Source organism: Dyadobacter koreensis, assembly GCF_900108855.1.
Taxonomy (GTDB): Bacteria; Bacteroidota; Bacteroidia; order Cytophagales; family Spirosomataceae; genus Dyadobacter; species Dyadobacter koreensis.
Genome location: NZ_FNXY01000002.1, coordinates 375,068 through 401,459, shown reverse-complemented (window position 1 = coordinate 401,459; position 26,392 = coordinate 375,068). Strand labels below are relative to the sequence as shown.

20 protein-coding genes and 1 riboswitch are annotated in these 26,392 nt (G+C 40.8%); of the genes, 7 read left to right on the top strand and 13 right to left on the bottom strand.

Annotation, left to right across the window (positions count from 1 at the left end):
* Nucleotides 1–169 precede the first annotated feature (169 nt).
* Nucleotides 170–1,936 (top strand): signal peptide peptidase SppA, encoded by a 1,767-nt coding sequence (gene sppA, locus BMY70_RS06225; protein ID WP_090333448.1) that lies wholly within the window; start codon nt 170–172, stop codon nt 1,934–1,936.
* Nucleotides 1,937–2,012: 76 nt separating this feature from the next.
* On the opposite strand, the gene BMY70_RS06220 is transcribed toward sppA, so the two are convergent.
* From BMY70_RS06220 to metH, 4 genes are all read right to left on the bottom strand, one after another.
* A complete protein-coding gene (locus tag BMY70_RS06220; protein ID WP_090333445.1) occupies nt 2,013–2,930 on the bottom strand; it encodes a YihY/virulence factor BrkB family protein in 918 nt (305 codons plus the stop codon).
* Between the two features lie 131 nt (nt 2,931–3,061).
* Nucleotides 3,062–4,300: a NupC/NupG family nucleoside CNT transporter gene (locus tag BMY70_RS06215; RefSeq protein ID WP_090333442.1), complete on the bottom strand. Its 1,239-nt coding sequence runs from the start codon at nt 4,298–4,300 to the stop codon at nt 3,062–3,064.
* A 188-nt stretch (nt 4,301–4,488) separates the two neighbouring features.
* Nucleotides 4,489–5,016 (bottom strand): nuclear transport factor 2 family protein, encoded by a 528-nt coding sequence (locus BMY70_RS06210; protein ID WP_090333440.1) that lies wholly within the window; start codon nt 5,014–5,016, stop codon nt 4,489–4,491.
* A 224-nt stretch (nt 5,017–5,240) separates the two neighbouring features.
* Entirely contained in the window at nt 5,241–9,065 is a 3,825-nt protein-coding gene (metH, locus tag BMY70_RS06205; protein ID WP_090333437.1) for a methionine synthase, read from the bottom strand.
* A gap of 222 nt (nt 9,066–9,287) precedes the next feature.
* Between metH and BMY70_RS06200 the strand changes: the two genes are divergently transcribed.
* The gene (locus BMY70_RS06200) at nt 9,288–9,767 is read left to right on the top strand and encodes an Lrp/AsnC family transcriptional regulator (protein WP_090333434.1); all 480 of its coding nucleotides are present in this window, start codon (nt 9,288–9,290) and stop codon (nt 9,765–9,767) included.
* Nucleotides 9,768–9,851: 84 nt separating this feature from the next.
* Here the strand turns inward: BMY70_RS06200 and BMY70_RS06195 are convergent, their stop codons facing one another.
* Complete coding sequence (locus BMY70_RS06195; RefSeq protein WP_143072064.1) at nt 9,852–10,475, bottom strand: hypothetical protein; 624 nt, start codon at nt 10,473–10,475, stop codon at nt 9,852–9,854.
* Between the two features lie 385 nt (nt 10,476–10,860).
* Here BMY70_RS06195 and BMY70_RS06190 point away from each other — a divergent pair, with 385 nt between their 5' ends.
* From BMY70_RS06190 to BMY70_RS06180, 3 genes are all read left to right on the top strand, one after another.
* Nucleotides 10,861–11,475: an RNA polymerase sigma factor gene (locus BMY70_RS06190; protein WP_090333429.1), complete on the top strand. Its 615-nt coding sequence runs from the start codon at nt 10,861–10,863 to the stop codon at nt 11,473–11,475.
* Entirely contained in the window at nt 11,465–13,123 is a 1,659-nt protein-coding gene (locus BMY70_RS06185) for a hypothetical protein (protein WP_090333426.1), read from the top strand. The genes BMY70_RS06190 and BMY70_RS06185 overlap by 11 nt, the downstream gene beginning before the upstream one ends.
* Before the next feature lie 94 nt (nt 13,124–13,217).
* A complete protein-coding gene (locus tag BMY70_RS06180) occupies nt 13,218–14,102 on the top strand; it encodes a Ppx/GppA phosphatase family protein (protein ID WP_090334757.1) in 885 nt (294 codons plus the stop codon).
* A 56-nt stretch (nt 14,103–14,158) separates the two neighbouring features.
* Here the strand turns inward: BMY70_RS06180 and BMY70_RS06175 are convergent, their stop codons facing one another.
* From BMY70_RS06175 to BMY70_RS06140, 8 genes are all read right to left on the bottom strand, one after another.
* Nucleotides 14,159–14,527: an SxtJ family membrane protein gene (locus BMY70_RS06175; RefSeq protein WP_090333423.1), complete on the bottom strand. Its 369-nt coding sequence runs from the start codon at nt 14,525–14,527 to the stop codon at nt 14,159–14,161.
* A 114-nt stretch (nt 14,528–14,641) separates the two neighbouring features.
* Entirely contained in the window at nt 14,642–14,791 is a 150-nt protein-coding gene (locus BMY70_RS30830; protein ID WP_015812275.1) for a DUF5989 family protein, read from the bottom strand.
* Nucleotides 14,792–14,819: 28 nt separating this feature from the next.
* The gene (locus BMY70_RS06170) at nt 14,820–15,944 is read right to left on the bottom strand and encodes an SGNH/GDSL hydrolase family protein (protein WP_090333421.1); all 1,125 of its coding nucleotides are present in this window, start codon (nt 15,942–15,944) and stop codon (nt 14,820–14,822) included.
* A 41-nt stretch (nt 15,945–15,985) separates the two neighbouring features.
* Nucleotides 15,986–17,848, bottom strand: coding sequence for a carbamoyltransferase family protein (locus BMY70_RS06165; RefSeq protein WP_090333418.1), 1,863 nt, complete (start codon nt 17,846–17,848; stop codon nt 15,986–15,988).
* A 274-nt stretch (nt 17,849–18,122) separates the two neighbouring features.
* On the bottom strand, nt 18,123–18,521 hold the full coding sequence (locus tag BMY70_RS06160; protein WP_090333416.1) for an acyl-CoA thioesterase: 399 nt from the start codon (nt 18,519–18,521) through the stop codon (nt 18,123–18,125).
* 71 nt (nt 18,522–18,592) lie between these two features.
* Entirely contained in the window at nt 18,593–20,914 is a 2,322-nt protein-coding gene (gene metE / locus BMY70_RS06155) for a 5-methyltetrahydropteroyltriglutamate--homocysteine S-methyltransferase (protein WP_090333414.1), read from the bottom strand.
* Nucleotides 20,915–21,260: 346 nt separating this feature from the next.
* A riboswitch (cobalamin riboswitch) is annotated at nt 21,261–21,459 on the bottom strand.
* Between the two features lie 246 nt (nt 21,460–21,705).
* Nucleotides 21,706–21,954 (bottom strand): hypothetical protein, encoded by a 249-nt coding sequence (locus tag BMY70_RS06145; RefSeq protein WP_090333409.1) that lies wholly within the window; start codon nt 21,952–21,954, stop codon nt 21,706–21,708.
* 45 nt (nt 21,955–21,999) lie between these two features.
* The gene (locus BMY70_RS06140) at nt 22,000–22,236 is read right to left on the bottom strand and encodes a hypothetical protein (protein WP_090333406.1); all 237 of its coding nucleotides are present in this window, start codon (nt 22,234–22,236) and stop codon (nt 22,000–22,002) included.
* 222 nt (nt 22,237–22,458) lie between these two features.
* Here BMY70_RS06140 and fumC point away from each other — a divergent pair, with 222 nt between their 5' ends.
* A complete protein-coding gene (gene fumC / locus BMY70_RS06135; RefSeq protein ID WP_090333403.1) occupies nt 22,459–23,859 on the top strand; it encodes a class II fumarate hydratase in 1,401 nt (466 codons plus the stop codon).
* Between the two features lie 90 nt (nt 23,860–23,949).
* Nucleotides 23,950–26,322 (top strand): glycoside hydrolase family 95 protein, encoded by a 2,373-nt coding sequence (locus BMY70_RS06130; protein WP_090333401.1) that lies wholly within the window; start codon nt 23,950–23,952, stop codon nt 26,320–26,322.
* The last annotated feature ends 70 nt before the right edge of the window (nt 26,323–26,392 follow it).

The following is a 26,392-nucleotide window of genomic DNA, read 5'->3' as shown; positions in this document are numbered from 1 at the left end:
ATTTGAGGATGACTGGTAAATAAATAGAAAAAATATCTGACATAGAAATTTTACCACTCATTTAACTAAAATTACCTTCGAACATTATTTCATACCATATCTGGCACAATAAATACTTAATTTTGTTGAATTAATATCTGTGAATCTAAAATCATTGCTATACATCGGTATGTTACAGTTTTTTAAATACGTCCTCGCAACGCTTGTCGGCATCTTTGCCTTCTTCGTTATATCAATTTTTATTCTCATCGGTATTGGTTCGATGCTTTCTTCGGAAGAGAAAGTGGTTGTCGAAGAAAAATCGGTTTTAAAGCTTGATCTGAACAAACCTATTCAGGAAATCGGTGTCGAAAATCCTTTGGCAGATATCGGCGGCCCATTCGCAGGAAATGAAAATGTAACAGGTTTAAAAGATATTATTGACGCCTTGAAAAGCGCTCAGAAAGACAGCAAAATCAAGGGAATTTATCTTAAAGCGGAAGGCCCGGCAGCAGGTTGGGCAACGTTGGAAGAAATCAGAAATCAGCTTTTAGAATTCAAAAAATCGAAAAAATTTGTCGTTGCTTACGGTGAGTCCTATTCGGAAAAAGGATACTACCTGGCTTCTGTTGCAGACAAAATTTATCTGAATCCAGCAGGAGGTATGGAATGGAACGGGATGTCGGCAGAGTATAGTTTTTACAAAGGAACGTTTGATAAACTTGAAATCAAGCCGGAAGTTTTTCGCGTAGGATCTTTCAAAAGCGCAATCGAAATGTTCTCGCGTGAAAACATGAGCGATTCCAGCAAAAAGCAGTCCGCAGAATTGATCGGAGCTATTTATGGTAATTTCTTAAAGAATGTTTCAACTTCCCGCAGCGTACCGGTAGACAGATTGAAAAATTTTGCTGACTCGCTTACAATTGAAAATCCGGAAGCTGCACTAAAAAATAAACTGGTAACAAATCTTGGATACTGGGATGAATTTGAAACAGTTATCAAGAAAGATTTAAGTATCGATGCGGATAAAAATATTTCTTACATCGGTGTTGATAAATATATGAAATCTGACGCAAAACCGGAAGAGGGTGATTTCAATAACCGGGTTGGTGTTTTGGTTGCAGAGGGAGAAATTAATTCAGGAAAAGGAAGCAGCGAGTCGATCGGTTCGGATGATTTTGTAAAAGAACTAAAAAAGATTCGCGATAATGATAAGATCAAAGCCATTGTCATTCGTATCAATTCTCCCGGTGGAAGCGCGCTCGCTTCGGATGTGATGTGGAGAGAAATTCAACTTACCGCAAAGAAAAAACCGGTTATTGCGTCAATGTCTGATGTAGCAGCATCCGGAGGATATTATATGGCGATGGGCTGCGATAAAATTGTCGCTCAACCTAATACGATCACAGGATCAATCGGAATTTTCGGACTTATTTTCAATGTAAAAGACTTCATGAACAATAAGTTGGGTGTTACGTTCGATGCGGTAAAAACCAGCGAACATGCGGATTGGCCAACTGCGACTCGTGACATGACTGAGTTTGAGAAATCGATGATACAGAAAAGCGTAAACGAGGGTTATGAAAAATTCACTGCAAAAGCTGCCGCTGGCAGAAAAATGCCGGTGGAGAAACTGAGAAGTCTGGCACAAGGCCGTGTTTGGTCTGGTGTGGAAGCAAAAGCAAACGGATTGGTTGACGAACTTGGCGGCGTTGACGATGCTATCAAAATAGCGGCTAAAGCGGCTAAATTAAAGGACGGCGATTATCGTGTGCGTTACTATCCTGAAAAGAAAAAGCCATTCGAGGAATTACTTTCAAAAATGATGGACGATTCAGAAGAAAAAGCGATGGACAAAAACCTGGGCGACCTTTCTTCTTATGTCAAAATGTATAAAAAATTGATGAACATGGGAGGCACACAAACCAGAATGCCTTTTGAATTGGTAATCAGATAAGTATAATCGTATCGCATAAAAAAATCCCTGGTCTCAGTAACGACCAGGGATTTTTTTATGCGATCTGCTTAGCGAACTATACCGCTTTCCCTGTTTCCTGATCAATTTCTTTTCTTACGATAAGCACTGCATGTTGGTTTGGAGCAATTTCCACGCCATCCAATTTGGCATATACTTTTGTAAACTCAGCACCAAAATAGAGTATAATCGAGGAGTAATAAACCCAGGTCAACAATATGACGATAGATGCAGAAGTGCCATAGGTTGCGCCAAGGTCTGCTTTTCCAATATAAAAAGTGATTACAAATTTACCGATCAGAAATAAGGTTGCCGTAAAACCTGCACCTACCAGACATTCTTTCCAGCGCAAGTATCCGTCCGGAAGTACTTTGAAAATTACGGTGAAAAGTGCTGTTATGATCGCCAAAACAATCGCCAGGTTTATAATATAAAAAAGGATTACAGAAGCTTCCGAAAAATATTGCGCGAGCTGTGCGCTTAACAAATCGACCATCGCATTGACACCAAGAGAAACCAGGAGAAGAAAACCCAGTGTCAAGATAATCGAGAAGGATAGCAAGCGATTTTTCAAATATTGCAGCCAGCCCTTTTTAGGTTTTGCCTTAATTGACCAAATGAAATTAATTGAGTCCTGGATTTCCGCAAAAACCCCAGTCGCACCAATAACCAACGTGCCAATACCAATTGCTGCCGCAACACCGGATTTATTGGAAACCTCTGCATTTTTCAGGATTTCCTGCAACTGAGCTGCGGCATTGTCTCCAACTAACCCACGTATTTGCCCGAACAATTCACCTTGAATGGCATCTCTTCCAAAAAACAAACTAAAAATTGAAATGATTACCAGCAGCATCGGCGCCAAAGAGAACACTGTGTAATAAGACAAGGCAGCACTTAATTTGAGCCCGTTGTCATTCATGAATTCACTGAAACTTTCGGATAATAAATTGAAGGCGAATTTGATTTTCTTCATCCTATGTGTGTTAATGGAGAATTTAATACTACTGAAAGTAACCGAAAATATTCATGCCAGTCAACACAAAAAACAAAAGGAGCCAGCTTCCGTAAAAGCTGACTCCTCGAATTAATCTTGAATTTCTGTAATTAAAGCAATAATCCGGCCAAAGTCGCTGACATATAACTGGCCAACGTTCCACAAATCAAAGCCTTAAAACCAAGTCGTGCCAAATCAGCCCGTCGCGTCGGAGCCAACTCCCCAATTCCCCCCACCTGTATAGCGATAGAACTAAAATTTGCAAAACCACAAAGTGCAAAACTCGTGATGACGATCGTTTTATGATCCAGGGTATCTTTCATTTTCACCATATCCAGATAAGCAACAAATTCATTAATTACCATTTTTGTACCCATTAATGAACCAGCCGCTTCAATATCTTTTCCCGGAACACCCATCGCCCAGGCAAAAACAGAAAATATTTTTCCAAGGACAAAATTAAAGCTCAGTTGCGGAAATGAGAAAACACCGCCGATCAAACCTAACAAGTAATCCAGCAAGGCGACCAACGCGATAAAACCAATCAACATTGCAATAACGTTAAAACCTACTTTCAACCCTTCGCCGGCTCCTGCTGCAATAGCATCCAATAAATTTGCATGTGATTTCTGAATTTCTAGTTTTACAGCACCTTTGGTATTAGACGTTTCCGTTTCCGGAAAAACGATTTTAGAAATAACCAGTGCGCCTGGGGCAGCCATCAAACTGGCGGCAATCAGATAAGGAGCCGGAACGCCAAGGGAAATATAGACCGCCATAACACCGCCGGCAATACATGCAAAACTACCTGTCATGGAAGCCAGAAGCTCCGAATTAGTCATGTTTTTCAGATACGGTTTAATCATGATCTGCGCCTCTACCTGCCCTACAAAAGTACTTGCAACATTGGAAACTGCTTCTGCCCCACTCACACCCATTAACCAGTATACGCCTTTCGCCATAGTCGAAACGACGCGTTGCATAATGCCAAGGTGGTAAAGCATATTAACCAAAACAGCTACGAAAATAATGGTTGGAATAACTTTGAAGAAGAATACGAAATCGTTACCAGGACCGAATGCTTTGGCCATCAGTTCCGGACGCACCAAAGTACCAAACACGAAATCAGCACCCTTATCTGAAAAAGAGAGTAATTTTTGAACTTTTGCACCAAGCCACTGAAAGATAGCTTGCCCTGTGTCTGTCCGAAGAATAAATACTGCCAGTCCAAACTGAATTGCCAGCCCGACGCCAACCGTACGATAATTAATTGCTTTACGATTGTTTGACATTGCGTAGGCAATACCCAAAATCAATACAATACCAAACAGACCAGTAAATCTTTCCATGAAAATAATTTGTTACCATCAAACCAAGATGCAAAATAACAAACAAATCTATTGGAAGTTACAGGTATGACAAAATAAGATATTGATCCGTTACCAGATCATCGTTAAACAATAATATTTTCGCCTAATATCTAATAGTTATTAAGTGGTTTCCGGTAGCGGAGACCGTTTACAAGAACAAAATGAATTTACCTTGCCACAGCCAGACTGGTACATTGGCGGGCTGTCAATTTCCATCCGGTACCATCTTTGATCCACATATCAGTAAAACGACTTTCAGAAGGTTTTGCAGATTTTTTACCAGTTTCAGCTTTTTCATACCCCATTACCACAGCCACGTTTTCGGAAATTGTGATTTTCTCAATCACTTTTTCATATGAAAACGGCTTTGTCTGATTTCTTTCAAAACCATTTTTAAAATCTGCAAAGGTCAGAATCTTGTTTTCCGCCGTATTAACAACCAGATCTGGTGACCAAATGTCGTACAGTGTCGCGGTATCTGATTTCGATAATGCCTCGTTCTCAAGGCTCTCAAGATTACGTACTTCTTCTTCAAGATTTCTAACCGGGATCTTGTTTTCAGATGGCGTATCAGACACCTGTTCGATAAGTACCCTCGAATCAGAATTTAAAATTCCCGAGGGCGTTTTGGATCTTAATTTGAAGGAGGTAGCTACTAAAATTAAGAAAATGAAAATAATTATATTCCTTTTCATGGCTGTGTGTTTTTAAAGTGCTGGTTCTTTATTTTTTGCAAAAATCTTGTGCCAGTGTCCTGACATTTTGATTAGGTTACAAATATTTAAATAAAATAAAATTTTAAATAGAGTATAATTACCTGATTTATATATACGTACGAAAATTTTTAAGTAACGGTAAAAAATAAAAAAAGGAGAATCGGTTGCCCGACTCTCCCAACTATTATGAACCTTATACTTACTTAATACCCAAGAACAGGTGCCAGCCACTTCTCAATTTCCTCAAGCGGCATGTTTTTTCTTCTTGCATAATCTTCAACCTGATCTTTAAAGATTTTACCAACCGGGAAATAGCGACTTTCCGGATGTGAGAAGTACCACCCACTGACGCTGCTTGCCGGATACATGGCATAACTTTCAGTCAGTGTAATACCTAGTTGTTCTGCATTTAACAGATCAAATAATTTGCGTTTTTCAGTATGATCCGGACATGCAGGATAACCTGGTGCCGGGCGAATGCCACTATAAGCTTCCTTGATTAATTCTTCATTCGTAAAATTTTCGTCTGGCGTCTGCCCCCAGATTTCTTTACGAACGCGCTCATGCATTAGTTCTGTTAAAGCCTCAACCAAACGGTCGCCCAGCGCCTTAACCATGATACTGTTATAATCATCATGATCAGCCTCGAATTTCTCGATCAACGGCTCAATACCGATACCGGCTGTCACCGCGAAACCTCCGATATAATCCATATGTCCACTTTCCAAAGGAGCTACGAAATCTGACAAGCAATAATTCGCAAGACCTTTTGCTTTTTCACTTTGCTGACGCAAGTGATGCAAAACAGTCATGGTATCGTTCACCAATTCACCTCCGCTAATTTGCTCAGCAGAATGCTGACTTATTTTATATTCGATATGCTCACCGGAACCATGACGCTCGCCGGCAGTTCCCTGTCCCACTTCTTCGAAATGATGTAAAACAATATCATCTTCAATCGAATTTGCCGGCCAGAAACCAATCACTGCTTTTGCTTTCAAGCTTTTATCACGTATGATCTGACCTAAAAGAACTGCTGCATCCTCGTATAAACGCATAGCCTCTTCGCCGACAACTTTGTCTTCAAATATCTTCGGATATTTTCCGTGAAGTTGCCAGGTTTGGAAGAACGGCGTCCAGTCTATGTATTTTGCAATGTCAGCAAGATCATAATCATCATACACACGAGTCCCCAAAAACTGAGGTTTCTTCGCTTTGAAGTTGGTCCAGTCGATTTTTGCTTTGTTTTCACGCGCCTTGTTTATTTCCACATGCGCCTTTTCGCCACTTCTTTTTGCGTGATCTTCACGAAGTTTTGCATACTCGCCTTTAATATCAAGTAAAACCTGCGCCTGGCTCACATCGCTTTGAATCAATTTCCCTGCGACAGGAACAGATCTTGAAGCATCTAATACGTGTATCACTGCCCCAGAATAATTGGGGTCGATTTTAACGGCAGTATGAATCCGTGAGGTTGTTGCTCCGCCAATCAGCAGAGGCATTTTAAAATGACGGCGTTCCATTTCTTTGGCAACACCCACCATTTCATCCAGCGAAGGAGTAATCAATCCTGAAAGCCCGATGATATCAACATCATGTTCAATTGCAGCGGCAAGTATTTTATCAGTCGGTACCATCACACCAAGGTCGATGATCTCGTAGTTGTTACAACCTAATACCACGCCAACAATATTCTTACCGATATCATGCACGTCACCTTTCACTGTTGCAAGCAAAATTTTACCGGCAAACGAAGAACCTTCCTGCTTTTCTGCTTCAATATAAGGTTGTAAAAATGCCACCGCTTTTTTCATTACACGGGCAGATTTCACTACCTGAGGAAGAAACATTTTTCCTTCACCAAACAAGTCGCCGACAATACTCATCCCGTCCATCAACGGGCCTTCGATAATTTCCAAAGGCCGGTTGAACATTGGCAAACATTCTTCTACGTCCTCTTCAATAAAATCCGCATTCCCTTTTACCAAAGCATGACTGATTCTTTCACGAACCGGCAAAGTCCGCCAGGTAAGATCCGGCCCTGTCGCTACTTTGCCTTTATCTTTTACCGTTTCCGCAAATGCCACTAATTTCTCAGTTGCTTCTTCGTTACGGTTCAAAAGTACGTCTTCAACCATAACCAAAAGATCTTTCGGAATTTCATCATAAATCCCGATCTGTCCGGCATTTACAATTCCCATATCCATACCAGCCTTAATTGCATGATACAAAAATGCTGTGTGGATCGCTTCACGCACCAATTCATTTCCACGGAAACTGAATGACACGTTCGAAACGCCGCCAGAAACTTTCGCTAATGGCAAATTCGCTTTAATCCATTTAATCGATTCGATAAAATCGACAGCATAATTATTATGCTCTTCCATCCCCGTAGCAACCGTTAGGATGTTCGGGTCGAAAATGATATCCTGTGCCGGGAAACCTACTTCGTCCACCAGAATCCGGTAAGCTCGGCTGCAAATTTCTTTTCTTCTTTCAAGATTATCCGCCTGTCCTACTTCATCAAAAGCCATAACAACGGCAGCCGCACCATAGCGTAAAACGGCTCTTGCGGACTCTTTAAATTTCTCTTCACCCTCTTTCAGGGAAATCGAGTTAACAATCGCTTTTCCTTGCACACATTTTAAACCCGCTTCTATAACCTCCCATTTAGAGGAGTCGATCATTAGCGGTACGCGTGAAATATCAGGTTCAGCAGCGATCAGGTTCACGAAAGTCTTCATCGCCTCAACACCATCGATCATCCCTTCATCCATGTTGATATCGATTACCTGCGCACCGTTTTCAACCTGATCGCGGGCGACAGATAACGCTTCGTCAAATTTTCCTGTGCGGATCAGACGCGCAAACATTTTTGAACCTGAAACATTACAACGCTCGCCAATATTAACAAAATTTGTAAGCTTCGTGATATCCATCGGCTCCAGACCTGAAAGCTTCAAAATCTTTTCAGACTCAGGAATTACGCGCGGTTTATATTTTCCGGCAAGATCCGCGATCACACGAATATGCCCCGGCGTTGTTCCGCAGCAGCCACCGATGATATTGATCAGACTATCTCTCAAAAAACCGTCAATAACTTCGCCCATCTGCTCAGGCGATTCGTCATACTCTCCCATTTCATTCGGCAGACCTGCGTTTGGGTGAGCAGACGTATTAAAAGGAGAATTCTTTGCAAGAATTTGCACATACGGGCGCATTAAATCGGCTCCCAATGCGCAGTTCAAACCAACTGATAATAACGGCAAATGGGATATGGAAGTTAAAAATGCTTCCGTAGTTTGCCCGGAAAGCGTACGGCCCGATGCATCTGTGATCGTTCCGGAAACCATGATCGGTAAAAAACCATCAGCTCCTGTTTTCCAGCTTGGTAATACTTCAACCAGACCATTTTTCGCGTCTGTGAAAAATTTATCTATTGCAAAAAGCGCTGCTTTCGCGTTCAAAGTATCGAAAACCGTTTCAACCAAAAGAAGATCACAGCCTCCGTCAGTCAAACCTTTTATCTGTTCATAATAAGCCTCAACCAATTGATCGAATGTGATCGCACGGTACCCAGGATTATTTACGTCCGGAGATAAGGAAGCGGTTCTGTTTGTCGGACCGATCGAACCCGCAACAAAACGAGGTTTTTCAGGTTCACGTTCTGTAAATTCGTCAGCAACTTCACGCGCGATTCTCGCAGATTCAAAATTTAATTCATAAACCAACTCTTCCATACCGTAATCGGCCATGGCGATCGTCGTGCCTGAAAACGTATTTGTTTCCGCTATATCTGCTCCGGCTTCAAAATAAGCTGCATGAATTTCTTTAATCACATCAGGACGGGTCAGCGAAAGTAAATCGTTATTACCTTTTACGTCATGCGGCCAATCTTTGAAACGTTCTCCGCTGTAATCATAATCTTCTAATTTATAGCGCTGTATCATCGTACCCATCGCTCCGTCAAGAACAAGAATACGCTCTTTTAAAATTTCCCGAATGTCAAACTTCTGTGCTGTTATCATTATGTCTTTTTTCCTGTTACGAAAAATAATCCCGCCATTTTACTCTTTCAATAATTTTATACAGGTTGTAACTGCACACTTATTGATAATACAAATTTACATTACCAGATGTTTTATTCAATAATTTGAAAAAAATCAGACTCTTCGTCTGTTTTATAAGCAATCAGTAAATAATTTATCTACTTTTGAATAGTAATAGTTAACTGTAAAGATAATCTATCTATGTATAATCTGGATGATACGGATTGCAAAATACTGCATTACCTGCAACAGGATGCTACGTTGAAAACACGTGAATTGTCGGAAAAATTAAATCTTTCGTATACCCCTGTATACGAACGCATCCGTCGATTGGAAAAAGAAGGAATAATTAAAAAGTATGTTGCGCTGGTTGACAGAGAAAAGGTTGGAAAAAAACTGATGGTTTTCTGTAACATTGCCCTGAAAGAACACTCCCTGACGATGGGAGAAAAATTTGTGAAGGCTGTTCTCGCGATGCCTGAGGTTATGGAATGTTTTAACATTTCCGGCGACTATGATTTTTTACTCAAGATAGTCGTAAACGATATGTCGCAATATCAGCATTTCCTCATGCAGAAACTTGGGGCACTTGAAAATATCGGCAGTTCTCACAGTCTGTTTGTGATGGGAGAAATAAAAAATACGTCCGAAATCGAAATGCTCGATTCGAAAACGAAGTGAGCTATGATCGTATAATGGTTTAAAAAATAAATACGGAGCCGGAAAATCCAGCCCCGTATTCCAACTCACCCCTAACAAAATTTTTCAGTGTCTTTTAGGGCCTTTTCCGCCTGATGCCTTTTCCAACTCTCTGTTAAAAGTGCCGTCCGCATTGAACAGAAGTACTTTTATTTTACTGTCAAGTACGATACCCACAAAATATTGTCCATCTGCATTAATACCTGCTTTCTTAACTTCGGCACCTGCATAATTAGCTGTGATGTAACCTGTTATCGTTGCAGGAAGATTAGCAACCGCCACTTCCGTTAGTTTCGCTCTTTTTGCATGACCATTTAATTCTGCGCTGAAACTTCCGTCTGCGTTAAAAATTAATCCTTTCGGAGTTCCGTCAGCAAGCAAAATCGAGACTACAATTTTGCCGCTCTCATCCTTCGCCGCGAATTTTAAAGTCGAAGATGGATAGATTGTCGAAATATAATCTGTTATCACAGCTGACAAATCCGCTACCGCCACTTCTGTCAGTTTTCCTTTACAATTACGCGTCGTGACAGAATCTGCCTCGACAGAAAAACGCGCAGCGGAAGCCGCAACAGTCTCCAAACTAACATCGTCCGTATCCGTCGTCGGGCTCATGTCCGTGTTTTCATTCTGACATGAAACAAACCAAAAACCTAATGAGGCAACCATCAATAAAATCATCCTCTTCATAATTCCATTCTTTTAAGGTGTGTACTGGGTATAAAGCAACATCGCTTTAAACGCCATTACGTACCTGTAAAGAAGGTTGTTGCAAACCGAAGGATTTTATTTTAAAACTTTCTACAAATAATAAATACCAGAATAGTTAGCTCAACAACTTATTATACTTCCTGATTCCGTTTTTGATTAAGTATCTAAAATGTCCGAATTATTTCAAGCTGACTATCAGTAAGATAATTTCGAAAAATATAGATTTTAGTTAGACATAATAAATGGCAAAAAGTTTAACTTAGCAGAAAGATTTTATAAGAATAAATTCTTTTGCAACAGATTATAAAACTTAGGCGTATCTCCTATTACAAGATTCATATCCTAACAATTTGACACCCTAACTTTGCTATTTGGTAAGAAATCTTCCTTTAATGAAAACGATTTCGGAACAGTCGTTTCTGCATGCATAGCTGGTAACAACCAGGCTCAGAGGTATCTGTATAAGTCATTTTTCGGATATTCAAAAAGTATTTGCCTGCGCTATACCTCAACCACGGAAGAGGCTGAGGAAGTATTGAATGAAGGTTTCCTCAAAGTGTTTAACAACATGGACAAATACGATTCTGCGCATCCATTCAAGGCGTGGCTTCGTACGATCATGGTGAATACGGCGATAAGTTATTACCGTAAACATAAAAAACATCATGAGGATATGATCTCGCTCGAAGATGCACCATGTCCGCGTTTTGATGAAGATGTAGTGAGCCAGATAACAGCGGATGAAATTTTACAGCTAGTGCAGGGAATTAAACCGATCTACAAAAATGTATTTCTTTTATACGTCGTGGACGGGTACAATCACCGTGAAATAGCAGACCTTTTGCAAATAAATGAGGCTACCGTGCGCTCGCATTATGTGCGAGCCAGGGCCCGGCTGCAGCATTTGATAAAACAGCATTACCCACATCTCTTTCCCAGTGATTGGGGCATAAAGTCATTCAAGAGCAATGAAAACTGATAAATTTGAGAAAACTATACGCCGAAAGCTAGAGAGCATTACGCCCGAATTTCATGAAGATGACTGGACGAAAATGCAGAACTACATGCATGCCCACACGCCACCAACGTTCTGGCAGCAGTATAGTTCGTGGCTTGGATATGCCGCGGCGGCAGCTGTGACTTCCGTCATGGCCTTTTTGTACGTCAACCAGCTTTCGCAAAACAATGATTTGCTGACGGATGTGAAAACATTAAAGAATCAGATCGAAGTTATTAAAAATACGCCGACCATTGTTCAGAAAACGGATACGGTCTATCTGGTTCAAAAGCAGCCAGCTGATAAAGATGAGCGTTATGATCCATACCGTGAAGAACATCGATTTGTTCCTCAGGAAAAAAATATCCGGGAATCATTGGCAAATGCCGGGTCAGCTGAGAATAGCGCAGATGAAACCAACGGAATATCGGACACTAAAACGGATAATAATTCAATAATCGAAGAAAGTGCAGGAGTTCCGCTTTTAAAGAAAAATCCTGAAATTTTGGCTAATAATAATATCTCAGCCAATGATAGGCCTGTGGAAGAAACAATCATTTCTTCTGATCCTAAACCTTCGGAAAATATTGAGAAAAACACTATAAAGCGGTACAGTGACAGCGGTTCATTGGCTGCCAGTGAAAAGGCCGGTAAAATTTACCGCTATAAAGGCATGGAAGATAGCGGAAATTCAGGAAGTGGAAATGTAGTTTCAGGATCAAATACCGGATCAAATTTTAACGGCACCGTCAATACAATCGCCTTCGGCAAAACACTTGACAGCAGATTTGACGCGCTTGCAACCCAATCACCAATACAGGAAAACAATTTTCAAACAGTTTCCAGAAGAATGAACTATTCTTTGGCCAGAAGGATTTCTCCAAGCCGGGTCAAAAGTGTTTTACTTGCATCCAGCGCAAGTGGAGCGAAAATGCCCGTTTCAGAAAAAAATAATACTTCTGCTAAAAAAGCCGAAACGACAATTCCAAAGCTGAATCTTAAAGTTCCTTATCGCTTCGGTTTTGCTCAGCAATGGGAAGGAAAAAATCAGGTAAGAACAGCTGTTGCAGAAGTGATCGTTGCCAAACATTTTTCTATTTCTACAGGTTTTAGCTGGCTGAAAATTAAACCAAAAGGTTTTTACTCTGAAAAGTCGTACCGTGAAAAAACGAAAAAGAACTTCAGGGATGATTATAAACCTCATCTAATGCCTTTTGAAGGTATAGAAAATATTAATATCAAACCTTCTGTTATGCAAATTCCGCTTACGGTCGCTTATCGTAACGATCTTAAAAATGACTTTGCTTTTTTTGTTGGTGCGGGAACAAACTTTACAGTTAGTCAGAAGCAAGATGTAGAGTTCGATTGTTACAGAGATTTTTTCAATCCGACAAACCCGAAACCTAATATTATCAGAGCTATCCGGAGCGAGAAAGTAACGGAAAAAATGAATTTAAATCTGGTCAATTCACTGAATTTTTCAGCCGGGATTGAAAAAAGCTGGCATCCCGTTGTATTGCAGGCCGAGGCTTATCTATATACCTATTTTTCACCACTTTCTCCTCAAGCATCAAAGAGTGGTCCGGGATTGAAAATTAAAGTTTTATACCAGATTGGAAAAAAGATGTAATCACCATTTAGTACGATTCTGAGCATAATAATTGAAAGATGTTCACGAAAAGCCCTATTTTTGGTTTTTATTAAACCATTTTGATACTTCTCTTTTGAAATTTGCTGCAATAGATATTGGATCCAACGGTGCCCGTATGCAAATCTCTTCGGTTTTGCAAGACGAAGGTATAACTCGTCTGAAAAAGGTTGAGTATGTGCGTTTTCCGCTCCGTCTTGGACATGACGTATTTACGGAGGGAAGAATTTCTCCGATGAGTGAAGACCGGATGATCAAACTCATGCTTTCGTATCAGCTTTTGATGGAATTACATGAAGTTGAGGATTATATGGCCTGCGCCACTTCGGCGATGCGTGAAGCCGAAAACGGATATGATGTCCGCGCTCATATAGAACAAAGAACAGGAATTCATATCCAGATTATCGACGGCCAGCGTGAAGCTGAACTTGTTAATAATGTAGTTGTCAAATCATTGAGTGACGGACAATATCTGCACATTGATGTAGGCGGCGGCAGTACAGAACTAAACCTGTATCAGGATCGCAAAAAGATTATTGCCAAGTCCTTCAAACTTGGTTCGGTAAGGTTACTGGAAGGAAAGGAATCCAAAACGGCTTTTCAAAAAATGCAGGAATGGATTACGAATCATGTGGATCATTCTCAACCTATCGAAGCTGTTGGCACAGGCGGTAACATTAACAAACTATTTGATCTTTCTTCAAAATTAACGGAAAGCTCGACGAGCCTTGATGAAATCCTGCGGATGAGAAATTACATCGCGCAATTCAGTCTGGCGGAAAGAATTAATAAACTTCAATTGAACCCTGACCGTGCTGACGTAATTGTACCGGCTGGGGATATTTATACTTCTGCTATGAAATGGGCCGGAGCTACCGTGATCCACGTCCCTGACGTCGGTTTAAAAGACGGTATGTTACAGCTTCTTTACGACCGCGCTTGTAGAAAAAAGAGAGCTTAACGAAAAAGAGAGCTTAAAAATCAAGCTCTCTTTTTCAAAAAAATATTTTAATATAATTACCAGACTTGTTCCAGGTCTTTTGCAGTGTATTTATGATTTCGGTCAATAAATACACTTTTTTTGCTTTCACGCTTTAAGGACAAAGGATTTTTCTTACCGATCTTCGACATAATTGCAACCGGGACCAAAACGATAAAAAAGACAACCGATAACAGGATTCGTCCGTTGATGGCTCCAAGTATTTCAGCAAGTTTGTACCAGCCTTTCACGATCAGGTCTCCCGCAACCGGAATTGCAATACTGATTACGCCGACTGCTGCTGCTCCTATAAGGAAATAAGGATAACGGGATTTGAAAATAAAATATAAAACAACCAGACCGGTTACGATAACCAGCTGTGCTTTGGCTTTTTCTGACTCACTCATTTGTTTTAGATATAGGTTATAAAAAACCCAGACTTCCCTATTAGAAGAAACGAAGCCTGATTAGCAATTGAAATAAAAGCCGTCAGCAGATTTCTTGCTGACGGCTTTTACTATCTAGAATAAAGTATAGATGAACGGTGCAACTGCTGAACCACCGCCGATCACGATCAATACACCAATTAATAACAATACGATAATGACAGGAGCAAGCCACCATTTCTTGCGCTCCTTCATAAAGGCGAATAAGTCTGTTAGAAAATCCATTTGTTGATATGTTTTAGATTCAAAGGTATCAATTTTTTTTCATCGCCTCAAAAAGCCGGTCTGCGATAAGTCCGTTAAGCACAGCACTTCCATGTCCGTCGTTCTTTCCGACCACGCGATCTTTTTCAGGGATTTTGGCAATTCCGTCGTTTAAGGTAACTACCGTCACCCCATGTGCACGAAGATAATCCTCTACTGGTTTAGTGTAGCCTGCACTCTTATCTAATTGAAACAGAAACGGAATAAATACGGCGTACATTTTCGCTCCCGTGCTATCCTTATAAGCGACCATTTCGGATAAGTCGCGAAGGTGAGCGTTAAGTATGGTTGTGTCGGTATAAGCAGTTTGAACGAATTTTTCAAATGTACTAAATCCTGTATGGGGAAGTTGCCAGTAGATGAAATTCGGCAGGTAAAACCTTTTTACCAATGTCGCCATAGGCCCTTTCAAATCACCATAAGGTGCCGCCCCTGAAAGTGACAAACCTTTTTCCCTGCCGACTTTTTCAACATCATTCGGGAAATATTGAAGAACGATAACATCCGGCTTAACCGGAAACTCTTCCAGACGTTTTGCTTCGTCTCTCGTATCTGCACCAGAAACGCCAAGGTTATATACTGTGTACTGAGACTTCCCAAGTTTATCTTCAAGCTGATCAGAAAAACGCTCTGTTACGCTTTTTAAACCGTGACCTGCCGCGAATGAGTCGCCTATAACGAGCACTTGTTTTTTGCCCGCCTGTGTTTTTTCTACTTCCTTATCATGATATCCCAGCTGATTAACAGGATTCCAGTATTTTTCCCACCAGATCTGCGAAGCTTTTGATAAAACCCCTTCATGACTTTGCGGAATGTACATAAAAATAATTTCCAGGAATATCAGTGTGATGATCAACGGAGTCGCAATCGTCACAATATTGGCCAGAATTCCTTTTGCCTTGCTTTTAACAACACCGTAATAAAAAATCCTCAGTATTTCAATGACCAGTAAAAGCCAGAAAAACGATTTTGTAACACGAAGATGCCAGTTATCGCTTTGCGGAGCGCCTGGATATTCAAAAGTGATATGAAAACGATCCGGGTAAAAAAGGAAGATAAATAACACTCCCAAAAAAATGATCCGGATTATACTGGTAACTATTTTAGACGTCATGTGATTGCAGCCTGCGGTAATTTAAAGGTAAAATAATTGGTCTAATCTAAAACGAATTCTTCCTGCCAGTTATCTTTCTCCATCCATTCCGGCTGCTTTTTCTTGTCAAAAATGTAGTTTCCTACAACAAGGTAATCCATTTCAGTTCTCATGAAACAACGATATGCGTCATTCGGTGTGTTTACAATAGGTTCCCCGCGAACGTTGAAACTTGTGTTAACAACCACAGCGTATCCAGTCAGATTCTTAAACGAATTGATTAATTCATAGTAACGCGGATTGGTTTCTTTATGAACCGTCTGGATCCTCGCCGAGTAATCAATATGCGTTATTGAAGGCAAATCTGAGCGTTCAAAATATAATTTTTCACGCAGATCCATCGCATTGTAATTTGCTGGAACTGGCTTTCTTCTGCTTTCCGCAACCGGATGTACCAGCAACATATAGGGAGAAGTCCCGTCGTAGTCAAAATAATCTGCGCAATCTTCCGCCAAAACTGAAGGCGCAAACGGACGGAACGATTCACGGTACTTAATTTTCAGGTTTAGTTTCTTCTGCATTTCAGCATTTCTCGGATCACCCAGAATACTTCTTCCGCCTAATGCACGAGGGCCGAATTCCATACGTCCCTGTACCCATCCCACAACATTACCTTCTGCAAGTAATTTTGCGGCATCATCAGCCAGTTCTTTAAAGTTTTCGTAATGTGTAGAAACTGCTTTATATTTTTTGGCAGCAAGCTCAACTTCCAGATCTGAGAATGTCGGGCCAAGATAGGAACCGCGCATCGCATCTGCTTTCCAGGTAACTTTGCGTTCCTGGCCGAAGAAAATATGATAAGCAGCCTGAGCTGCACCTAAAGCTCCGCCCGCGTCACCTGCGGCCGGCTGAATAAATATTTCTTTAAAGATATTAGCCTTCTGCAATTTCCCGTTGGAAACACAGTTTAGAGCCACACCACCTGCCATACACAGATAATCTGCACCGGTTAAGCGTTTGGCTTCTTTGGCCATACGGATCACGGCTTCTTCTGTGATATTCTGAATAGCCAGTCCTAAATTACAGTGAACAGATTCAAGCGCATCCTCAGGCTTTCTGGTTTTAAAGCCAAAAAGTGCCTCCCATTTATGCTCGTTCACCATTTTCAATCCGGTCGCATAATCAAAGAATTCCTGGTCGAGCCATACCGAACCATCCTCTTTTAATTCAATTAATTCTTCAAGAATGATTTTTTCATATTTTGCGATATCAGGTGATGTAGGATCACCATATGGCGCAAGCCCCATCAACTTATACTCACCGGAATTAACCCTGAAACCAAGGAAATAGGTAAATGCAGAATATAACAATCCCAGGGAATGCGGGAATCTTAGTTCTTTCAAATTGGTAATATCTTTTCCCTCCCCAAGACAAATGGAAGCAGTAGCCCACTCACCTACTCCGTCGACCGTTAAAATTGCCGATTTTTCAAATGGAGAGGGATAATATGCGCTTGCTGCATGCGATAAATGATGCTCAGGGAAGAGCATCTTCACAGGTTTCTTTTTATCATAACCCAGCTTTTCAAGCTCCTCATTGATTAACCTTTTAAGGAACATTTTTTCCTTAATCCAGACCGGCATAGCCGTAAGAAACGACTTGATACCTTTGGGGGCAAAAGCATAATATGTTTCTAATAATCTTTCGAATTTCAAAAGAGGCTTGTCATAAAAGACGATGGCATCCAGGTCATTAAGTGAGATCCCACCATACTCCATGCAAAAACTTACTGCATTTGAGGGGAAACCTGGGTCGTGCTTTTTACGCGTAAAACGTTCTTCCTGAGCTGCTGCAACTATTTCACCATTATCGATAAGCGCGGCGGCTGAATCATGGTAAAAAGCTGAAATTCCTAAAATTTTCATTTAGAATTAATTAATGAACTAAATTTCTTAGTGTGAACGTGAATGTCAATAAAGTGCCAAATATAGGTAAATCTGCCTTATGCACATAAATTAATTCCTTTGTGGACGAGGACAGCTATTTAACGGTCACATTAAGCAGGCTATATTTTTTTAATCCTAAATCTGTATAAATCAAGGACAAGCATTTTCAGGCACGTTTCCCGGTCAAATAAGCCAATGATATATACCTACGCAAAGGGTATTTTTTTGGATTACAGGAAAAATTAAATTTTTGTTAAACGCTTTCTTTGCTTAAAACTTTGGTCGGTTTATTGTTTTCGTCAAGCGCTACAAATGTAAATAAACCGGAGACTGCTTTTTCTCTCCCTTGTTCATACATCTGCTCAACGAAAATATCCACCCTTACTTTCATACTCGTATTTCCAATTTCCACAACTGTCCCCACAAGTTCAATGATCGTTCCCGCTGCAATCGGATGTGTAAAATCGATCCGGTCAGAAGAAACCGTCACACAGCGCAAACGTGTGAAACGGGTAGCGGCAATAAAGGCAACTTCATCCATCATCGACAAAGCAGTACCGCCAAAAAGCGTATCGTAATGGTTTGTATTATTTGGAAAAACAGTTTTAAAAACTCTTGTTTCCGATAGTTTAATTCTCTCTTCTAAATTCATAATCTTAAAAAAATAAATCTCCCGGCATCCATGATAACCGGGAGATTCTATATTATATCAATATAGTTTTATTACTTTGCTATTGTGACCGATTCTCGCAGCAAGTTAGCCGCAGTTATCATATTTCGCAAGGCGGCTTCTGTTTCCGGCCATTTTCTGGTCTTCAAACCGCAGTCCGGATTTACCCAGAGATTACGTGCAGGAATTACATTTAATGCCTTTTCCAAAAGCGCGGTAATCTCATCAACAGTTGGTACACGCGGCGAGTGAATATCATAAACGCCAGGCCCGATTTCATTTGGATAATTGAAATCAGCAAAAGCATCCAGTAACTCCATTTGCGAACGGGACGTTTCAATCGTGATCACATCCGCATCCATTGCAGCGATTGAATCGATGATATCATTAAATTCCGAATAACACATATGCGTATGAATCTGTGTTTGATCAGAGACGCCCGCAGCACTCAGACGAAATGCATCCACAGCCCATTTCAAATATATTTTCCAATCCGATTTCCGTAATGGCAAACCTTCACGAATCGCAGGTTCGTCAATCTGGATTACTTTAATTCCTGCTTTTTCCAGATCAATTACTTCATCACGAATGGCAAGGCCGATCTGGAAAGTGGTATCTTTTCTTGGCTGATCGTCGCGCACGAATGACCACTGCAAAATCGTTACCGGACCGGTTAACATGCCCTTGACCAGTTTTTCGGAATTTGCCTGGGCAAAAGCAGACCAACGGATCGTCATCGGTGCCGGGCGTTCAACATCACCGAAAATAATCGGTGGCTTCACGCACCGGCTACCGTAACTTTGAACCCAGCCATTTTCTGTGAATACAAATCCGGAAAGTCTTTCTCCGAAATATTCCACCATATCATTCCGCTCGAATTCACCATGGACAAGCACATCGATACCCAATGCCTCCTGCCAGCGGATTGAGCTGATCACTTCTTCTTCGATCCTGCTTTCATATTCTTCAAGAGACAAAGTCCCTTTTTTCAAACGCGCGCGCAATTGACGAACTTCGTCGGTCTGCGGAAAGGAACCGATTGTTGTTGATGGGAAAAGCGGAAGTTTCAGTTTTTCCAATTGAATCGTTTGGCGCAAAGAAAATGGACTTAGACGTTCAAAATCATCTTCCTTAATCGCACTGACGCGATCTTTAACTTCTTGTTTATGGATCAAATTGGAAGTACGCCGGCTTTCTATTGCTTTTTGATTTGTTACAAAGACCGTGTCCGTTTTATAATCAGTACCAGCAAGTTTTGCCAAAGCAGCAACTTCATGCAATTTCTGTTTTGCAAAGGCCATCCAGTTTTTAATTTCTGGGGTCAGCACAGCTTCATTATGTTCCAAATCCAGATCATGCGGACTGTGTAATAAGGAAGAAGACGGGGCAACCAAAATGCGTTCAGCACCCAAAATATTGATGGCCTGCTGAATGAAATCCAGTGATTTCTTATAATCATTTTTCCAGATATTTCTTCCGTCAACAACTCCTATTGAAAGCAGTTTAGAAGAATTCACAAATTCCTGATTTTCCAGAATTTCAGGCAAACTTTCAGCACCACGCGTTACATCAATATGCAAAGCAGCGACTGGAAGATTTGCAGCAAGTGAAAGATTCGTATTTAATGCGCCGAAATAAGTAGCCAGTAAAATTTTTAAATTCGGGACATCCTGCTGAATCTTTTGATAAGCAAATTTCAACGCTTCCTGTTCTTCTTTTCCAAGATCCAAAACCAGACAAGGCTCATCCAATTGAACCCATTCGGCACCACGCGAGGCAAGTTCCTTCAAAATTTCTATATAAACCGGAAGCAGTTTTTCCAACAAAGAAATCCTGTTAAAACCATCCTCCTTTTCTTTTCCTAATAATAAAAAAGTAACCGGAGCAACCAGAACTGGTTTGGTGAAAATTCCTTTTTGTTTGGCGTCTTCAAATTCAAGAATAACCTTATCTGAATAACGGTTAAATTCCTGATTTTTGACAAATTCTGGTACGATATAATGATAGTTGGTATCGAACCACTTGGTCATTTCCATCGCTTTTATATCCAGTCCGTCGTGCTGAACGCCACGTGCCATGGCAAAATAAAGATCCAGCTCGCGGTTTGATTTGCCGTCAATCAGTTGCTGATAACGTTCCGGAATTGCACCCACCATCAGGGAAGTATCCAAAACCTGATCGTATAATGAAAAATCGTTGGAAGGAATTAAATCAATACCGGCATCCTTTTGAAGCTGCCAGTTGCGGTGACGGATCTCCCGTCCCGTTTTCTGCAATTCATCTTTGGTAATTTTTCCAGCCCAGAATTGTTCGCTGGCTTTTTTGAGTTCTCTTTGGCTTCCCACGCGCGGGTAGCCCAAATTGTGTGACAACATAAACATTAGTTAAAGAGTTAATAAAAACCCTTTGGAATGCCCTACCCGTCCTGGTTTAGTTCAAAGTGTATAGTTGAGAGTTGAAAGTGAATCCGGCCCGGAGGCTTGACTTTCAAAGAATCCGATCATTTTATTAACCTCGCTGATCAAATCATTCACTATTTCACTTACCGCTGTGACGACTACTAAATCAGTACGTTTTGTTATCAGATATTGATCAAAATTGTCAGATACAAAATTGACCAAACATATCTTCGAAAATAAATTTGAAGATACTTGACTGACAGCAATACATTTGTAAAATCAATGCGTGACAAAACCCCAGACGTGAGGGAATGGCCATTGAGGGTAAAGGCAAGTCTCCTGGCTTGTACCATTTTCACCGCCCTTCTCATCATAAATATGACAATGGGTCGCGAGGGTAAAAACTTTCCTGATTGTTCAGGACGGCACTTACAGTAGCACGACTGCCCGTGAATTTCACACGGTTCCTTTTTAATTTCTGCTTTTCTGGCTGAGGGCACCATAAGCGAAAACCATTACCCCGATTGACGGGCGTTCACAAAGAACATTGGCAAAATTATAGAAAAAAGAAGCCCGGAAAATCGAGGTCTATGATTTAAGTGAAGAGGTTACTTATTGAAAATATGTGGCAGATAAAATATCTTTTTGGCGGGGAGAATTATGGTTTGAGAAGTGATTTTTTTATTCTAATTCGTGGGCATTGATTATGGACAACCCAGGAATGTTTTTAAAATCCTGAGTATTTCTGGTAATCGAAATACTATCAATCAAAAATCTCTGTCCCATTCTCCTCTGGCTTTTTTCAGATAGTCCTGCATTTCCTCAGCTTCTTCCTTTGACACTATACCGATAAAATCTGATGGTTTCTTTTTTTGAACCAATCCTTTTATAGATTTAACTTCTTCTGATAGCTCTTTCAAATCTTCATGTTTGGCCGTCAGATTATTCCATTCCTGAATCGGAATGATAACGGCAGTTTTTTCACCACGTTCGTTTGAGATATATTGTAAATCCATTTTTTAATTGTTTAAAGGAGAATTGACCTTTTAATAAAAATGTTATCACAATTCTATATTACGCGGAGCATCATTCCTTGAATTATGAATTCTGGCAGCTAATTCATCCCCAGATTCATCACCCACCCAACTGCCTGCAAGATTTAGAAAGGCCGCTTCTTGCTTTTCTGTTAGACCTTCTAAATGTATTTCTTTAAAGGGAAGTCCAAGCCTATTCACTAAACTCCTGATTAGCTCAAAATCCTTATCATTTTTTGTTTCTATAATGATAGTATGTGTCATAGTTGCCTGATTATACTTATTGAAACAAATAATACAACATAATGTAACAATTTAAAAGGTTTTTAACTGGTAAGCAACTTTATGTATTCTAACTAATAGCATCTATATTATTTCATAACCAAAACATTTATCCACAAAAAAATACCAAAAACTCAACGTCCAGCCCTAACTTTACCGTTCAAATCTGATTCATTCATTTTACATAATTATTACCGTCATAAAATGGAATACCGTATAGAAAAAGATACCATGGGCGAAGTGCAGGTACCTGCTCATGTATATTGGGGCGCGCAAACGCAACGCTCTATCCAGAATTTCCCGATTGCGCAGGATATCAATAAAATGCCTAAGGAAATTATCCGCGCATTTGCATATTTGAAAAAAGCAGCAGCCATTACAAACGCAGAAGCAGGCGTTCTTCCACAAGAAAAAAGCGATCTGATCGGAAAAGTTTGTGACGAAATTTTGACAGGCGGACTGGAAGATCAATTTCCGTTGGTGGTTTGGCAAACCGGTTCAGGCACACAGTCAAACATGAACTGTAATGAAGTGATCGCTTACCGCGGACACGTTTTGCAAGGCGGTGACCTGGCTGACAAAACCAAATTTTTGCATCCAAATGATGATGTGAACAAATCACAATCATCAAACGATACTTTCCCGACTGCAATGCACATTGCGGCTTATAAAATCCTGATCGACGTAACGATTCCGGGCATTACCAAACTACGTGACACTTTAAAAGCAAAAGCAGAAGCTTTTAAACATGTTGTTAAAATTGGCCGTACCCACTTTATGGATGCTACGCCTTTGACACTTGGACAGGAATTTGGCGGATATGCTTCTCAACTGGATCACGGTTTGCGTGCGATTTACCATACCCTTGCCCATCTTTCTGAACTTGCGTTGGGTGGAACTGCGGTCGGAACCGGCATTAACACGCCAGCTGGTTATTCTGAAAATGTAGCAAAACACATTGCGCTGTTAACAGGGCTTCCGTTTGTTACAGCGGAAAATAAATTTGAAGCATTGGCTGCTCACGATGCGATCGTCGAAGCACATGGCGCTTTGAAAACCGTGGCGGTTAGTCTGATGAAAATCGGAAATGATATCCGTATGTTGTCATCCGGCCCACGTTCTGGAATTGGTGAAATTCACATTCCGGACAACGAACCGGGAAGCTCGATCATGCCTGGAAAAGTGAATCCAACGCAATGCGAGGCCATGACGATGGTGGCAGCGCAGGTTATGGGAAATGACGTTGCAATCAGCATCGGCGGTTCAAACGGACACTTTGAACTGAACGTTTTCAAACCTTTGATGGCATACAATTTCCTTCATTCTGCACGTTTGATCGGTGATGTTTGTGTTTCATTTAATGATAATTGTGCAGTTGGTATCGAACCACTGCATGAAAATATCAAGAAACATGTAAATAACTCATTGATGTTGGTAACATCTTTGAATACAAAAATTGGTTATTACAAAGCTGCCGAAATCGCGCAGACTGCGCACAAAAACGGCACAACTTTAAAAGAAACGGCTGTCGCTCTGGGTTATGTGACACCAGAAGAATTTGACGCATGGGTAAAACCGGAAGAAATGGTTGGCGAGATTAAATAATCTCACCAAATCGGAATAATATCAAAGCCCTGCGCATTTGCGTGGGGCTTTTTATTTACTTTGTGCTACAAATTCCTAAAATCCTTATTTATGTTATTTCGTTTTCTAAAAACTTTTTTACTTGTTATTTTCTTCATCCGGATATCCTTTTCTGTTTATTCTCAAAAAACAGATAAACAAAATTCTCTGACACTTTGGTACGATTCTCCTGCCAAAGACTGGATGACTCAGGCTTTGCCCATTGGAAACGGTTACCTCGGTGTCATGTTTTTTGGTGATCCGGCGGAAGAGCGTTTACAATTTTCAGAAGGAAGTCTGTGGGCGGGTGGAAAAGGCGCAAATGAAGAGTATAATTTTGGGTTAAGAAAAGACGCTTATAAAACACTTCCAAAAGTAAGAGAGTTGCTGGCACAAGGCAAACTGGCAGAAGCGGATAAGCTGGCCAGTTCCGAGATGACCGGTATTATTCATGAGAAAAAAGAAAACACACCGTCAAGCGATTTCGGCGCGCAGCAAACGATGGGCGATCTTTATGTCAGCGTTTCCCATACCGGCGAAGTAAAAAATTACCGTCGGGAACTGGATATTTCGACTGCAACAGGGAAGGTTACTTATGAAGTTGGCAAAGAAAAATTTGAAAGAACTTATTTCGGAAATTATCCTTCCAGAGTTATGGTGTACAATTTCAAATCCACTTCGGCAGAAACCTATTCCATCCGATTTTCTACTCCACATAAAAAAGAATACGAGAAATTTGAAAAGAATCAGTACATCTTCGGTGGAAGTTTGAAAGATAACAAACAGGAATTTGAAACAACTTACCGGATTGACACGGATGGGAAAGTAAGTTATGATGCAGGAATAGTCACTGTAAAAAACGCCAGAAAAGTTATACTTATCCACACAGCATCAACAGATTACACTTATCAATTTCCGACGTATAAAGGAAATGATTACAAGAAAATAAATCAACAGGTGATTGCTGCGGTTGCCGGTAAAGGTGAAACAATACTGCAAGCAGAACAGCAAAAAGATTACAAAAACTTGTTCGACCGCGTTTCCTTAAATCTTGGTACTGACAACACGAATTCTCTTCCAACCGACAAAAGACAAATTGCTTATTTCAAGGGTACGCCTGATCCGGGCTTTGAAGTTTTGTATTTCCAGTACGGACGTTACCTGATGATTTCTTCCACCCGTCCCGGAACCATGCCAATGAGCTTGCAGGGAAAATGGAATGACAGCACAAATCCGCCCTGGGCGAATGATTATCATACCAATATTAACATACAAATGTTATACTGGCCGGCAGAGGTCACAAATTTGTCGGAATGTTATCTTCCCCTATCTGATTTTACAAAATCCATTGTTGAACCCGGAAAACTGGCTGCGAAGGAATTTTTCGGTACCCGTGGCTGGACGGTCAATACAATGCTGAATGCATATGGTTACACCTCGCCGGGATGGAGTTTTCCCTGGGGATTTTATCCTGGCGGTGCGGGTTGGCTAAGTCAGCATCTTTGGGAACATTATGTTTTTACGAACGACGTCAATTATCTTAAAAATACAGCCTATCCGATTATGAAGGAAGCTTCATTATTCTGGATTGATTATCTGACCAAAGGGAAAAGCGGATTTCTGGTTTCCTCACCCTCCTATTCTCCGGAACATGGCGGAATTTCTACCGGCGCATCGATGGATCATCAGATCGCCTGGGACGTACTTTCCAATACAATTCTTGCCAGTAAAGTTTTAAATACCGATACTGATTTTTCCAAAGAAGCACAAAAAGTGAGAGACCAGATCCAGCCTCCGCAGATCGGTCGATGGGGACAATTGCAGGAATGGAATGAAGATGTGGATGATTCAACCAATAAACATCGGCACGTTTCTCATCTTTTTGCCTTACACCCGGGCAATCAGATTTCCCCGACCGCAACACCGGAATTTGCAAAAGCCGCAAGAGTAACTTTGAATGCTCGCGGCGATGAAGGGACGGGTTGGTCATTAGCCTGGAAGGTTAATTTCTGGGCGAGATTGCAGGATGGAAACAGGGCTTACTCTCTATTCAAAAGAATTCTTCGTCCGGTTGGTGATAAAACAGAAAACATGATGAATGGCGGTGGATCTTATTCGAATTTACTTTGCGCACATCCACCCTTTCAATTGGATGGAAACATGGGTTCCACAGCCGGAATTGCAGAAATGCTTTTGCAGTCGCAGGCTGGCGTGATTGAATTATTGCCTGCCTTGCCGGATTCATGGCCGACCGGCGAAATAAAAGGTTTGAAAGCGCGTGGAAATGTTACAGTTGATGAGCAATGGAAAGATGGGAAATTGGTTTCAGCAACCTTGGTTTCAGGGAATTCAGGAAAGCAAAAGGTGAAGTTAGGTACGAAAACGTTGGAAGTTGATTTGGTTCAAGGTCAGCAGAAAGTCATTTCAGTTGATTTATTTCAATAGTATATTCAAAGTAGCGTTCACACAGCACGACATATTTTTTAAAAAAACTACCAATACATAAATCCGCTCC

Coding starts and splice junctions, on each gene's coding strand:
- sppA (WP_090333448.1), top strand. CDS start 170: ATGTTACAGTTTTTTAAATACGTCCTCGCAACGCTTGTCGGCATCTTT.
- BMY70_RS06220 (WP_090333445.1), bottom strand. CDS start 2,930: ATGAAGAAAATCAAATTCGCCTTCAATTTATTATCCGAAAGTTTCAGT.
- BMY70_RS06215 (WP_090333442.1), bottom strand. CDS start 4,300: ATGGAAAGATTTACTGGTCTGTTTGGTATTGTATTGATTTTGGGTATT.
- BMY70_RS06210 (WP_090333440.1), bottom strand. CDS start 5,016: ATGAAAAGGAATATAATTATTTTCATTTTCTTAATTTTAGTAGCTACC.
- metH (WP_090333437.1), bottom strand. CDS start 9,065: ATGATAACAGCACAGAAGTTTGACATTCGGGAAATTTTAAAAGAGCGT.
- BMY70_RS06200 (WP_090333434.1), top strand. CDS start 9,288: ATGTATAATCTGGATGATACGGATTGCAAAATACTGCATTACCTGCAA.
- BMY70_RS06195 (WP_143072064.1), bottom strand. CDS start 10,475: ATGAAGAGGATGATTTTATTGATGGTTGCCTCATTAGGTTTTTGGTTT.
- BMY70_RS06185 (WP_090333426.1), top strand. CDS start 11,465: ATGAAAACTGATAAATTTGAGAAAACTATACGCCGAAAGCTAGAGAGC.
- BMY70_RS06175 (WP_090333423.1), bottom strand. CDS start 14,527: ATGAGTGAGTCAGAAAAAGCCAAAGCACAGCTGGTTATCGTAACCGGT.
- BMY70_RS30830 (WP_015812275.1), bottom strand. CDS start 14,791: ATGGATTTTCTAACAGACTTATTCGCCTTTATGAAGGAGCGCAAGAAA.
- BMY70_RS06170 (WP_090333421.1), bottom strand. CDS start 15,944: ATGACGTCTAAAATAGTTACCAGTATAATCCGGATCATTTTTTTGGGA.
- BMY70_RS06165 (WP_090333418.1), bottom strand. CDS start 17,848: ATGAAAATTTTAGGAATTTCAGCTTTTTACCATGATTCAGCCGCCGCG.
- BMY70_RS06160 (WP_090333416.1), bottom strand. CDS start 18,521: ATGAATTTAGAAGAGAGAATTAAACTATCGGAAACAAGAGTTTTTAAA.
- metE (WP_090333414.1), bottom strand. CDS start 20,914: ATGTTGTCACACAATTTGGGCTACCCGCGCGTGGGAAGCCAAAGAGAA.
- BMY70_RS06145 (WP_090333409.1), bottom strand. CDS start 21,954: ATGGATTTACAATATATCTCAAACGAACGTGGTGAAAAAACTGCCGTT.
- BMY70_RS06140 (WP_090333406.1), bottom strand. CDS start 22,236: ATGACACATACTATCATTATAGAAACAAAAAATGATAAGGATTTTGAG.
- fumC (WP_090333403.1), top strand. CDS start 22,459: ATGGAATACCGTATAGAAAAAGATACCATGGGCGAAGTGCAGGTACCT.
- BMY70_RS06130 (WP_090333401.1), top strand. CDS start 23,950: ATGTTATTTCGTTTTCTAAAAACTTTTTTACTTGTTATTTTCTTCATC.